The organism is Leptospira semungkisensis (assembly GCF_004770055.1).
Classification (GTDB): Bacteria; Spirochaetota; Leptospiria; order Leptospirales; family Leptospiraceae; genus Leptospira_B; species Leptospira_B semungkisensis.
In genome coordinates this window covers 478,194-491,534 of sequence record NZ_RQEP01000005.1, presented here as the reverse complement: position 1 = coordinate 491,534, position 13,341 = coordinate 478,194, and the positions used below count along the sequence as shown (strand labels likewise).

The window sequence follows — 13,341 nt, the reverse complement described above, 5'->3', positions numbered from 1 at the left end:
GGAATTTGGAAATGAGCCACATAATTATGTTCTCCTAATTCCTGGGCACTTTCTTTTTTTCAAGGATCCGAATTTTGGAGTCGATCTTTGGAAACATAACCCTTAATTTGGGGTCTTAGGTATACTAGGTTATGAACCGAGTCAGACTCATGAATCTCCTGAATTCATTCGTCAGAGTTACTCTGGCCGGTACGTTTCTGTTACCGGCGTCTCTTTTTTCTCAAGAGGCAATCCGACCTGTTCTCACCAGCCAGCTTAAATTTACTCGCACTGTTTCCTTCTTTCGAAATGAAAGAGCCGCTGGCGTAATCTTCGGTGACCTAGATTATCTCAAAAGTCGTTATATTCTTACAGACCCTCAACTAGAACGTATCGCTGAGCTGAACCGGAGATACAAGAACGAGCATGAAAGATGGCTTCGTCGACTTTCTCCGAAACAAGTAGAACTTGAATTAGTCCTGATGGAAGAGAATCCGGACTTGATTCGGGTTCGACTTCTCGTGAATGCGATTGCAAAGTATACATCCGAAATCCGGATGAATCAAATCGCACATCGGCTCGCGATCGAAAGGGTTTTAACTTCAGAGCAGAAGAAAAGGGGGAAGGAAAAGGAAACCGTAACCCTACCCGCAGAGCTAAGGGAAGCTCCCGGGTTCCCTCTGAATTTGTTTATTCCCGAAAGAATAATACTGCCCTTACCCGGCATCCTGAAGTGAAGGAAACTAAAATGGACCAAAGAGAATTTGCGGGCCTAATAGATAGTACGAAACATATCGTGCTTTCCGCTATTAAAAAGAACTTGTACGAAGAATTTTACGATTCTATCGACGACGTGGTTCAAGAAACTTATATTCGAGCTTATAAGAGTCTTGCTGCGAATAAATTCAGAGGAGATTCTTCTCACAGCACTTGGTTGTATACCATTGCGAGAAACGAATCGCTTCGCATGAATCAAAAGCGTATGCGTCAGGCAAATCTGGCTCTTCGCCTAAAAGAAAAGGTTACTCAGGATTCTATTCGCAATCCGAGAGAAGAATATTCCGAAAGAGGAATGGAGATAGAGATCCAAGATTTGATTTCCAATCTGCCCTGGAAATATAAATCGGTATTAGCACTCGTGTCCGAGGGATACAAAGAGCAGCAGATCGCCGAAAAACTCGGTATTCCAGAAGGAACGGTTAAGTCCCGCTCTTTCCGAGGGAAGCAAATGCTCAAGAAACTCTTTTTTCAAGAGACCTGATAAAGAATATTGGCAATGGAAGAAAAGAATAGAGAAAAGCTAGACCAAGAAATTTTCCGACGTTTGGAAAGCTATGAGTGGAGCGATAATATCTCTGCGAGAATTATCGAGCAACGTAGACGCACAAAGGTCAGAAGATTTTTTGCACTTTCACTCGGAAGCTTATTCATAGGGATCCTGTCGGTTGCATCTTTCTATGTGCAGCCTGAAAAAGACCAAGGATCCGGAGAATGGCAGGGCTGGGTGGAAGAGCAGATTGAAGGTACGTTCGAAGAGGCGGAGACTAGTATGCAAACTCCTGACTTGAGTCAGGAAGATCCTCCGAGCGCGGCGATTCCTTCTTCTTCTCTGATGGATGTGGATACTTTGATCGAAACATCCTTCGAGCGAAGATAGCTTTTCGAAAATTCTTTAGAAACTCGACTTGCATATATAGCAGTTGTTACATAGAATTGCGGCAAGGATTGGTTGGGTGAACTAATCCCAAAAAGTCCAACTCGGACGAGGAGCCAATCCTTGCTTTCTCTACATGAAGCTTCTTCGAAGCAATCCGATAAATCAAAACCGAATCTACCTCCTGGTGTTTTTGGGCTGAGAGCCTTACCTTACGTTTCCAAACTTGCAAAGGATCCGATCGGCTTCTTTCAACTGATGCATGAAAGATTCGGTAAGACCGCTTTGTTTGGGATCCGACAAATTCCATTTCACATTATTTCTCAACCGGAAGATGTTCGCAGAGTTCTGCAGGAGAACAGCCAGAATTATCATAAAGGGATCTTTTATAGAGAACTCGGAAGAATTCTAGGCAAAGGACTTTTGAATAGTGAGGGAGAATTTTGGAAGAAGCAGAGAAAGCTGATCCAGCCTTCCTTTCATAGACAAAGAATCTCCGAATTCGTGGAGATCATGGCCGAAGAAACTAATAAAACCCTATTGAATTGGAAGGGCCAGAGTAATTTAGAAATTTCTAAAGAAATGATGAGGCTCACTTTCGCTATTGTAGGTAAAACATTATTTCGCACTGAAGTAGAAAGCTATGCGAGCAGAATCGAGGCATCTTTGAAAGTTGCTTTGGAAATCACTACGAAGAGGATCACTCGTCTATTTCCTATGCCTTTTAGTTGGCCTACTCCGGAAAATAGAAAATTAAGAAAGGCCTTGAAGGACATGCATTCCGTAGTGGAAGAACTGATTGCGGAACGTAAAAAGAACCCTTCTAACGATTTGATCTCCATGCTTTTAGAAGTGAAGGATGAAGAGACAGGCGAAACCATGAGTGAGACCCAAGTCAGGGATGAGGCAATCACACTTCTACTCGCAGGACATGAAACAACGGCTAACGCGTTGTCTTGGGCGTTCTATTTATTATCTCAGCATCCGGATGTTTGGGAGAAGGTTCGGAACGAAGCAGTCAACGTTTTAGGAGATCGAACTCCCGGCTTAGAGGATATCCAAAAGTTAGCGTTCACTAGAAAGGTTGTGGATGAGACTCTTCGTATGTATCCTCCTGCTTGGGTGATCGAAAGGACTGCAATGGGAGACGATGTGGTAGGTGGTTACGATCTTCCGAGAGGGACGAACGTTTCTATTTGCATTTTCAATATTCATAGAGATCCCGAATTTTGGGAGAAGCCAAATGAATTCGATCCGGATCGATTCGACGAAGATAGATCTGCAGACAGACCGAAGTATGCGTATATACCTTTCGGGGGAGGGCCAAGGATCTGTATCGGTAATATTTTTGCACTTACGGAGGCGACTCTGGTGATCGCCCTAATCGCAAAGGCCTATAAATTCGAATTGGTTCCTAAACATCCGGTTGTTATGGAACCTTTAGTCACATTACGACCTAAGCATGGAATTCGATTCAATATAGTTTCCACTTGACCGTTCCTTCCAGGTCAAAATCCTTCTTTCAGGGGGATTTTGACCATGGAAAAGATGATAAAAAAACGCATCGACCAGGTTAAGGAAAAAGGTCATCAAAGACTGACAGTCCTTTTAATTCCTCATGGATTCGATAAGTCCTTTCACTTTCAAATTTCCATCTTCACTATTTTCTTTTTAGTCGGTCTACTGTTTGCGATAGTAGGCATCGCGGTCTTAGGGATCGTGAAATACAATAATACTCGTATCCAGATCAATGCACTTGCTTCCGTTTATGGAAAATATTTCGACGAGTATATCGAGTACAGCGAAAAGTTAGGAGATATTCGAGACGATTTCGCAACCTTGAATGAGAATTTGCAGGAAGTGCATTCTCTTATCGACGGAGAGTCCGACGAGTTATTAAAACTTCCGGATGAATCCGATTCGGAAGATCTGGCTGCTACCGAGTTAAAGGTAGAGGAAGCTGGCGACAAAGATCTAATGATAGGTAGATCGTATCTCTCCGAAATCTACGGATATCGCGCTGTTCGTGTTTCTATGGAAAGGAATCGCTCATTGGTAGATTCAGTATTTACTTTTCTAGATACTAGATACGGTATCATGAACTCTCTGCCATTCGGAGAACCATTATTTTCTTATAATTTAACTTCTTATTATGGAATGAGAAGATCTCCCACGTTCGGATATATGGAATTCCACGATGGAGTGGACTTAGCCAATGTTCCTGGAACTCCGATTTATGCGACTGGAGACGGAAAGGTATATCGAGCTATCTATTCTCCTAGGGGATATGGAAATCATATTGTGTTGGCCCATGCGAACGGTTATTACAGTCTCTATGGACATTGCACTAAGCTGCTCGTTCGCGATGGAGAATACGTTCATAAGGGACAGTTGATCGCCACAGTAGGAGCCACCGGAAACGTTACCGGACCTCACGTGCATTACGAAGTTTGGATCGGAGAATCCAATCGTACAGACCCGATGGAATACATGAAAGTCGGCCTCGGCCAATATTAATTTAATATAATCTATTATGCCGAAAAAGCCCGCGGAAAAAAAGACTGCTCCTAAGAAGGTTGCGTCTTCCGAGAAATCCAAGGATCCTACGGAAAATCTGCCCAAGGATGCAAAGACCGCAAAGAAAGAAATGCGTTCTTTGGAAGAAGATCTACGTCATCATCAATATTTATACTATGTAAAGAACTCTCCTAAGATTTCGGATTTTGAGTTCGATAAGATGTTCAAGAGACTCCAGGCTTTGGAAGTCGCGTTCCCCGATCTGGCAGATCCTGCCAGCCCAACTCTAACCGTAGGATCCGATTTGGACAAGGACTTTGAGAAATTCACTCATAAGCTTCCTGTTCTTTCTCTTGAAAACACGTACAATGAAGAAGAGCTTATGGAATGGGTCCTGAAAACGGATGCAGAAGGTCTTTATTCCGTTGAATGGAAGATTGATGGCGCTTCTTTAATGCTATATTATGAAAATGGAATACTTGCAAATGGAGTGACTCGAGGGACAGGCGGGATCGGCGATGATGTCACGCAGAACGTAAGAACTATTCGTTCTATTCCTTTGCGTCTTTCCGAAGAAGTGTCCGTGTATCTCCGGGGAGAAGTCTATATGACTTTTTCCGATTTCGAGGAATTCAACGAGGCTTATGAGGGAAAATACGCGAACCCTCGCAATCTTTCCTCAGGATCTTTGAAGCAAAAGAATTCTGCGGATGTTGCCAAAAGACCTCTTCGAATCTTTACTTACGATGCATTCTTTCCCGGAACCAAATCCAAATTCAAAACTCACCAAGAAGTCATGAAGAAAGCGGAAGAGTTGAAATTCCCTCTTCCACCGGATACGAAACTTGTTAAAGGCAAGGATATCCCTGCAGCCATTAAAGACTTCAAGAAGAAGAAAGAGAAAGTAGGATTTCCGACTGACGGACTCGTGATCAAACTGAATGATCTCGCGAAGCGAGAATCTTTGGGATACACGTCTCATTCCCCCAGATGGGCGAGAGCTTTCAAGTTCGATGCCTTGATGAAGGAAAGTAAGATTGTAGGAATCGATTATGCAGTGGGCCGTACCGGCAAGATCACTCCTAGAGCGGAGATTGAGCCGATCAATTTAGCAGGAACAACGGTTACCTTCGCCACTCTGCATAACCAAGATTATATCGATGAGCTCGGAGTAGGAATCGGTGCAATTGTTCGGATTTCTAAACGAGGAGAGATTATTCCTGCAGTCGAAGAAGTGGTTACACCTGGAAAGGAAGTCTTTAAGATTCCTCTTCGTTGTCCTTGCTGCAATACTAAAACGGAGAAGAAGGCAGACTCAGTAGATTATTTCTGTCCTAACTCCGAATGCCCTGATCGTGTAAAGAACGGAATCATATTCTATTGTTCTCGCAAGCAAATGGATATAGAAGGTCTGGGAGAAAAGCAGGTGGAATTTCTCTATGACCAAGGATATATCAAGGATCTCGCAGATCTCTATTCTTTAAAAAAACATAAAGAAAAACTAATGGAAGAAGAAGGATACGGAGAAAAGAGCGTATCTATCATTTTGAACGGGATCGAGGAATCTAAGAAAAAGGATTTCAGGTTTGTTCTTTCTTCTTTGGGATTGAGAGAGATTGGGCCGAAAGTGGCGGAGCTACTCATAGAGCATGGTTATGATTCTATGGATTCCATTCTTGCGGCAGCAAAGAGTCCTAAGAAATCGGAAGCTCTTATGGAGATTCCAGGCATAGGACCTTCTACCGTTGAAGCAATTGTAGAGAATTTTACGGATAAACGAGTTCTTGGTCTCATCAATAATTTGAAAAAGTCCGGTTTAAAGATGAAAGCGGATCAGGTCCAAAAATCGGATAAGCAACCTTTTGCGGGACAGATCTGGTGTGTCTCCGGCTCTTTCGAAAACTTCCAGCCTAGGGACAAGGCAATGGATCTTGTTGTCTATTACGGAGGAAAGAAAGTAGGCTCCATTTCTTCTAAGACGACTCATTTGTTGGCGGGGCCTGGGGCCGGCTCCAAATTGGACAAGGCACAAGAACTAGGTGTCGCTGTCGTTTCTGAAGAAGAATTCTTAAAGATCCTTTCGCAGAATGGAATCTCGATCTAAATCCATTCTAAAATAAACCTCATTACAAATATTCCTTACTCGCCTTCCTCTTTGCGGAAAGGATTGAAAAATTCGGATCTAGGTAGATCATCTTTCCCATGACTCAAAAGCAATGTCCTAGTTGCTTGAAATCTTTCGACTGCGGAGTAGATGAGAATGCATGTTGGTGCTTTCATGTATCTCTAGATGCGAAAGCCTTACAGAATATAAGAGAGATGTATGAGAACTGTTTGTGTAAAGATTGTTTGACTCGATTTGAAACGAACATAGTTCATCGAGAGAACTGAGAAAACGTCATGAACAAAAGTTCACCATTTACGGTTTTTCATCGTTAAATAAAAATCGATTGAAGCATAGGTCCTTGAAGATAGAGTTTCCGTCCGGAGAGGTTTCGGCCTTAAGTAAGATGTATTTCGTGGGTGAGTTTTTGGAAACAGATCAAAAATATTTTTATGACATGCTGGAGAAGACGGCAAATAGGTTCCCGAATAAGGAAAGTTTTTCCAGAAGAACAAAAGATGGGATCAAAGGTAGACCTTTTTCCGAAATTAAATCCTTAGTAGATTCTTTGATCGCGGGATTCATTGCTGAAGGAGTCCAAAAAGACGACAAGTTCCTTTATCTATGTGATGCTAGTCAGAACTGGATTATCGGTGATATAGCAATCGTAACTGCCGGTGCAGTTTCTGTTCCAAGAGGAACCGATGTTGTAGACGAAGATATTTTATACATTGTTAATCATTCCGAAAGTAAATATGCTCTCGTTCAAAAAGAAAAAGATAAACAAAGATTACTTCAATTAGGAGCTAAGCTTCCTTCTTTGCAGAAAGTCTTTGTGATGGAAGATGATCTTGGAAACCTAAAAACAGGAGAAGGTAGTCTTTCCGATCTAATCGAAAAAGGAAAATCTTATCTTTCCTCTCATCCTGATTGCGTAAAACAGCGCATGAAGGAAAAAACTCCGAATGAACTTGCCACTTTGATCTATACTTCCGGAACAACTGGAGCTCCTAAAGGAGTTATGCTGACCCAAACAGGTTGGATCTCCGCAGTGGAGAAGGTGATCGGATTCGTTCAGTTAAACTCTTCAGATTCTGGAGTGAGTCTTCTTCCGCCTTGGCATGCTTTTGAAAGAGCCATCGAGTATTGCATTGTCGAATTGGGAGCTGGGTTCTTAGTCTCGAATATAAATAATCTCAGAGAAGATCTGAAAGATTTTCAGCCTACATTATTCCCATCGGTTCCAAGAATTTGGGAATCCTTATATAATGGAATTATAAATAAGGTTTCTAAAGAATCAGCTTTGAAAAAGGCAATCTTTGATTTCTTTCTAAGGATTGGACATCTCTGGGCTACCCAAAAGGGAATCCTCTTCGGATATGATTTTCATATTCAAAGACCGAATCTGATCCTTCGTCCATTTTCAAAATTATTAGCCTTAATAAATTTAATCCTACTTTCGCCTTTGAAATTAGGAGCGCTCCTGGTATTTCGTCCGATCCATAAGGCATTGGGTGGAAAGCTCAGGGTTTCCGTTTCTGCGGGAAGTGCTCTTCCTTCCGTTGTAGATAAATTCCTTTCTTCGATCGGATTGATCGTGCTTGAAGGTTACGGTATGACTGAAACCTCTGCAGTGCTTTCCATTCGTAAACCTAAGCAACCTTCTCCCGGAACTGTGGGAACTCCTATCCAAGGATATGAATGCATTCTGAAAGATGAACACGGCAATCTTGTTCCTCCAGGTGGAAAAGGAAGTCTCTGGGTAAAATCCAAGCAAGTGCTGATGGGATATTACAAGCGACCTGAATTGAACGAGGTTGTCTTTGATAAGAATGGTTTCTTTGATACGGGAGATATTATGCGTTTCAATTATAGAAACGAGTTAGTATTTGCTGGGCGTGCAAAAGATACAATCGTTCTTGCAGGCGGAGAAAATGTGGAGCCGGTTCCCATTGAGGATCAGCTTTTGAATTCGCCTTATGTGAATCAGGTAATGGTGACCGGACATGAAGCAAAGCATTTGGTAGTTTTGATCGTGCCTGATTTTGAAAGATTGAAAGCTGAGTTTCCGGAGCTGCCTGAAGATCAGAATTCTTGGAATACTAATCCTAAGATCAGAGAAATATTCAAGAAGGAAGTATCTGAGAGAATTTCTCGCAAGAACGGGTTCAAGTCTTTCGAAGTGATTCCTCAGAATGCGTTTTATGTATTATCTCGGCCTTTTGATCCGGATCGAGAAATGACTCGAACCCTTAAGATTAAACGTAACGAAATATTAGAAAGTTTTAAAAAAGAAGTTTCCGATCTTACAAAAAATTAGATCGGAATCGGGAGAGGATATCGTGTTTTTAAATCCATATTTAAGTTCTTCGGATTTAGAGTTTTATGAAAACGTAAAAGATTTCGCCAAGGAAAGAGTTCTTCCTTCTGTAGAGGAAAGGGATGAGACTAGCACTTGGGGTGATTCGATTTGGAAAGAGATGGGAGGCATGGGCCTTTTAGGCATTCCTGTTCCTGAGGAATACGGCGGACAGGGAGGAACCTGTCTGCAATGTTGTATCGCGCAAGAGGCGTTTAATGCTGGTTCCTTAGACGGAGGTTTCGGACTTTCGTGGGGAGCCCACATGATTATCGGAACTCTTCCGATTCTCTTCCAAGGAACAGAAGCTCAGAAGAAGAAATACCTTCCTAAGTTGGCTTCAGGCGAATGGATTGCGGGTCTCGGATTGACTGAGCCGGATTCCGGTTCCGATGCTGCGGCAATGAACACCTTCGCTACCAAAGTTGATGGTGGGTTCATATTAAACGGAAGTAAATTATATATTACGAATGGACCAAACGGACAAGTATTCATCATTATGGCTAGAACTACCAAGTCCCGCGGGCCTATGGGAGTTTCTGCATTCATCGTAGAATCGAATATGAAAGGATTTCATGTGAGTAAGGTCTTAAAAAAACTAGGCCACAATACTTCCATGACAGCCGAGCTTTCTTTTCAAGATATGTTTGTGCCTGACGAAAATCTACTCGGGCCTTTGAACTCCGGATTTGTTCGTATCGGTAAGGGAACCTTGGAATGGGAAAGAACAGTTCTTGTCGCTGCCGTTCCTGGAGGAATGGAGTTTGGACTGGAGCTATGCTTGGATTATGCTTGGAAGCGTCATCAGTTCGGCAAACCTATTCTCTCCTTCTTCGGAGTGCAAGAGAAGCTCGCACGAAACTGGGTATATCTCTGCGCTTCTCGTAGATTGATCTATTTCGTTGCGAACAAGAAGGACACTGATCCTACAGCGAGCCTTCCATTCGAAAGCTCCGCACTGAAAGTATTCGTAACTGAAACTGCCGAAGAGATCGCCAATGACGCAGTACAGATTCACGGGGGAATGGGCTACATGAGGGAATGTCATGTAAGCAGACAATTCAGAGACGTAAAGTTAGGCACCATCGGAGGAGGGACTTCGGAGATTCAAAGAAGTATTATATCTTCTACGTACGCTGGCTTCGATAAATTCATGACTGTTTTAGGACAGTCTCTTCCAGAAGAAGTGAGACAAAAGGCGGAGAACTTACTTGGAAATACTCCTGAAGGAAGAGTCTTAGCTGCAGCCAAAGAACTTCTTAGATCTGCAGGAGAGAATCCGGATAGAAAGAAGAAACAATCCTCAGAGTTTGGCTTCGCGGATCTGGCGGTATTCATAGTATCTGTTCAACTCGGACTCTGGGACGCGGTTCAATCCAACGCAGACTATAAGTCTGAAGATAGAATAAGAGATCTTAGGATCCTTACTTTTTACGCAGGATGTAAATTCTTCAAGAGCGTTCATTTCTTAAAAGAGCTGGATCCAGAAAGAACGAAGGAATTGTTAAACAGATTTTCCGAACTTCCTACGGTAGAGAAGGATGTCGCTGAATGTGTTGAGTTCTTGAAAAATGGGGTCTTAGGCGCTCAAATCGCGTAAGGATATTATAAGGAATTTTGAATGTACCAAAAGGGAAAAACCTATGATGAGATCCAAATCGGAGAAAAGGCAAGCTTCACAAAAACGATAACTGAAACGGATATCTATTTATTTGCAGGGATCAGTGGTGATTTCAATCCTTTGCATGTTGACGAGGAATATGCTAAGACCACTGCATTCAAGACCCGTATCGCTCATGGAGGATTGGCAGCCTCTCTTCTTGCACCTGTGCTTGGTATGAAACTTCCAGGGCTTGGGACCATTGCTCTGGAAACTCTTACTAAGTTTCGCAAACCTGTTTTTCCGGGAGATACGATTACTTGCACGGTCGAAGTGAAGGAAAAAATCCCAAGACTCAAAGCAGTTTCGATGAATATCGAATGGACCAATCAAAAAAATGAAACTATAGGCAAGGGAGAATGCAAAGTCATTCCTCCCGGCGCCGCTTAAGCATCTCAGGAGTTATACATGAGTTTTCCAGTTCTTTTAGGAATGGCCGATAGTACTACAAAAGATTTTCCGGAGGCGGAATATAAAGAGTGGAGTGGCCAGTTAAAGGTATTTCATCATTATAAGAAATCTATAAACACTCTTTTGGATTTTCTTGGAATGAAGAATGAAACTCTCGCTTCCGAAATCACGGATTTTGTGAGTGTTGAGGCTGCTTCTCTCGGCAAGCAAGGATACGGACATACAGTAAGAATTGCAAATGATCTAGGATATACCGGAATGAAAGCCCACGTAATCGATCTAGGAGGAGCCAGTGTAACCGGAGCAATCGGACAGGCAAGGACCATCTTGGTAGATAATCCTGATGCAGTCGTATTGGTTGCTGCTGCAGATGTTCCTAAGTCGGCGTTCAAACAAGTTTCCGATCTAAAGCTCGTGAATGAAACTGTATGCCATCCTGAATTCGAATTAGATAACGGCGCTACATTGATCGCGATGTACGGACTTCTCATGAAGAGAATGATGTTCGAAGAAGGGATTAGCATTTCGGACTTAACGGATATCACTAAGAAATTCCGATCGAATGCGATCGGGAATCCAAGAGCATTTACGTACCAACAAGAGATTACCGAAAAGCAAATGTCTAGGCCGATCTCGGATCCTTATCCGAGTCCAATGATTGCTATTGTAACCGATCACGGATTTGCAACTTTGCTTGTATCTGAAGAGAAAGCAGAGAGTTGGAAGGCTAAAGGTTGGATCCGAAAAGATCTAAAGCCCATCCATTTAGTGGGGGCTTCTCATGCTGCACATAGCGAATACTTTATATTGAAAGGTGGATTCGCATCTCCTTCGGGGAATGCGGGAGAAAAACTCTTCTCTCAATCCGGCTATCAAAGAGAAGAAGTCGATTATGCTTGGATCTACGATTGCTTTACTGGAATGGTAGTCCAACAGTCTTCTCAGTATTTCAAACTTCCTCGAAAAGATGTTATAGAGTCTTTGAAGAATTCTTCATTAAAACTTTCTAATGGAAAAAATATCCCGATCAATAGTATGGGAGGGATCTTGAATTATCAGGCTGCAATGTCTATTTCTGCCGCAACTGGGCTGGTAGACATCGCGGTCCAGTACGGACTCTATGCGCAGGAAGATCAAGTAGGCAAGGTTCAAAAATTCTCTCCTAAGGTTTCTCTACTCGGCGGTAATGGGGGAATAGACAGCATCAATTCGGTTGCGTTATTCTCTTCAGAACGTCCTGGTCCAGAAAGAAAATCTAAGGCTCCCAAATTGACTCCTCTAAGCTTGAATCGCCCAGGTGCGGATCCAGGAGAAGAAGGGACCGTTTGGTCTTCTACCACAGTGAATATGAATCCAGGATTTTCTTGGAAGCCTCCTTATTCTTTGGTTCTAGTTAAGCTAGGAGAAAACCGTTTTGTTCTCGCGAACATTCATGAGAAAGACGGGACGATTAGAAAGAGCGGGGACGAATTGCAATACGACAAAACTCGGGTAAAAATCGATCGGGAAGGCAGAAGATGGAAGGCTACTCTTTTATAAATCGATCGTTCGTCTTGCAAAATTAGAAAGATTTTCTATCACTAAAGGTGTGACACCTTTTCAAATAAAAGAAAATCGTTTAGAATATTCCTATTAACCAAAAACTTCTTCTTTCAGTTTTGGAAATTTTTTTCCAAAACTGAAGTACGCTTTTAGTTGGATTCGTCAGATTTTTAGCTTAGAGCGAGGAATCTTTTTGCGAATCGAAAACTTACGTATCCATTCGAAAACAAGTTCTTCAAAATTTCAGTCTAAGCCTTGCTCAAGGAGATGAGTTCCTTGTTTATAACTGCGGAGAATATTCGAACCGGAGAAGTGCGGACCTTTCTTGGAAAAGAAAGAATTTTAGTCCCGGATTCAAAACATACGGAGGAAACCCCTTCCGTATCCGCACATTGGGAGACAGTCGAAGAGTGTTTGGATCTGAGAAAATATTCCAAATTCTTTTATGTGACTGAATCGGAAGGGAAGTGGAGAAGAGGAGAAGAAGTGTTGATCCTCACTGATTCCCCATACTCATACGAATTGGAGCAAAAAAACCTGCTCATGGATCGTATAGACAGTTATCGCGTACTGGGAATTTTTTTAGAAAAGGAATAAAATCCGACTGGAATCCGGAGAAGTAGAAAGTAAGGTACGGACCCGAGCTTTTTAACAATGGTCCAAAAGAAGAAAAAGAAACCGTCTCCCAAGAAAAAGGCCTCTAAGAGGGTTTCCTCCCCGCGCTCTAAGGCAAAAAGCGCATCTATCCCACGGGAAAACGACGTAAAAATGAGCGAGATGGTGGATCTGGCCGCCGAGATCTTTGTTCAAACTCTCGAATTTTCTACCAAGATCCCTGAAAGACTAAAAGCCAAATTGCTGAAGCAAGTAAAGCAGGCAGCGAAAGACGCTTTGTCTTGAAACTTTAGGTTTTCTATCTAATAGATAAAGTCTGTCGATCATTCTAATCTTACAGGAATTACAAAAAATTTAGGAAATTTTTTTCCAAAAACCATACTCAAGGGTAGTGGGATTTTTATCCGACTGCCGTCGAAATTAGTATGGAAACGATGTTTTTAGCAACAGCCCTTTTTCTGATCCTTTTCGAACAATATAAGGAAAGAAAGATTCGGGAA

At 42.3% G+C, this 13,341-nt stretch carries 13 protein-coding genes; all 13 read left to right on the top strand.

The window, feature by feature from the left end:
• The first annotated feature begins 131 nt into the window (after positions 1-131).
• Positions 132-716, top strand: coding sequence for a hypothetical protein (locus EHO59_RS02415; protein ID WP_135584394.1), 585 nt, complete (start codon positions 132-134; stop codon positions 714-716).
• An 11-nt stretch (positions 717-727) separates the two neighbouring features.
• Positions 728-1,240, top strand: a complete 513-nt coding sequence (locus tag EHO59_RS02410) for an RNA polymerase sigma factor (RefSeq protein WP_135584392.1) — start codon at positions 728-730, stop codon at positions 1,238-1,240.
• A 15-nt stretch (positions 1,241-1,255) separates the two neighbouring features.
• Positions 1,256-1,636: a hypothetical protein gene (locus EHO59_RS02405; RefSeq protein ID WP_135584390.1), complete on the top strand. Its 381-nt coding sequence runs from the start codon at positions 1,256-1,258 to the stop codon at positions 1,634-1,636.
• 120 nt (positions 1,637-1,756) lie between these two features.
• On the top strand, positions 1,757-3,127 hold the full coding sequence (locus tag EHO59_RS02400) for a cytochrome P450 (protein WP_135584388.1): 1,371 nt from the start codon (positions 1,757-1,759) through the stop codon (positions 3,125-3,127).
• 45 nt (positions 3,128-3,172) lie between these two features.
• Complete coding sequence (locus EHO59_RS02395) at positions 3,173-4,150, top strand: M23 family metallopeptidase (RefSeq protein WP_135584386.1); 978 nt, start codon at positions 3,173-3,175, stop codon at positions 4,148-4,150.
• Positions 4,151-4,280: 130 nt separating this feature from the next.
• Entirely contained in the window at positions 4,281-6,254 is a 1,974-nt protein-coding gene (gene ligA / locus EHO59_RS02390; protein WP_246052709.1) for an NAD-dependent DNA ligase LigA, read from the top strand.
• 98 nt (positions 6,255-6,352) lie between these two features.
• Complete coding sequence (locus tag EHO59_RS18365) at positions 6,353-6,541, top strand: cysteine-rich CWC family protein (protein WP_135584382.1); 189 nt, start codon at positions 6,353-6,355, stop codon at positions 6,539-6,541.
• 140 nt (positions 6,542-6,681) lie between these two features.
• The gene (locus EHO59_RS02380; protein ID WP_135586432.1) at positions 6,682-8,574 is read left to right on the top strand and encodes an AMP-dependent synthetase/ligase; all 1,893 of its coding nucleotides are present in this window, start codon (positions 6,682-6,684) and stop codon (positions 8,572-8,574) included.
• Between the two features lie 19 nt (positions 8,575-8,593).
• A complete protein-coding gene (locus EHO59_RS02375; RefSeq protein ID WP_210413040.1) occupies positions 8,594-10,213 on the top strand; it encodes an acyl-CoA dehydrogenase family protein in 1,620 nt (539 codons plus the stop codon).
• A 21-nt stretch (positions 10,214-10,234) separates the two neighbouring features.
• Positions 10,235-10,663 (top strand): MaoC family dehydratase, encoded by a 429-nt coding sequence (locus EHO59_RS02370; RefSeq protein ID WP_135584378.1) that lies wholly within the window; start codon positions 10,235-10,237, stop codon positions 10,661-10,663.
• A gap of 18 nt (positions 10,664-10,681) precedes the next feature.
• Positions 10,682-12,223: a thiolase C-terminal domain-containing protein gene (locus EHO59_RS02365; RefSeq protein ID WP_135584376.1), complete on the top strand. Its 1,542-nt coding sequence runs from the start codon at positions 10,682-10,684 to the stop codon at positions 12,221-12,223.
• A 315-nt stretch (positions 12,224-12,538) separates the two neighbouring features.
• Positions 12,539-12,823: a hypothetical protein gene (locus tag EHO59_RS02360; protein WP_246052612.1), complete on the top strand. Its 285-nt coding sequence runs from the start codon at positions 12,539-12,541 to the stop codon at positions 12,821-12,823.
• 171 nt (positions 12,824-12,994) lie between these two features.
• Complete coding sequence (locus tag EHO59_RS18325) at positions 12,995-13,126, top strand: hypothetical protein (protein WP_281275681.1); 132 nt, start codon at positions 12,995-12,997, stop codon at positions 13,124-13,126.
• The last annotated feature ends 215 nt before the right edge of the window (positions 13,127-13,341 follow it).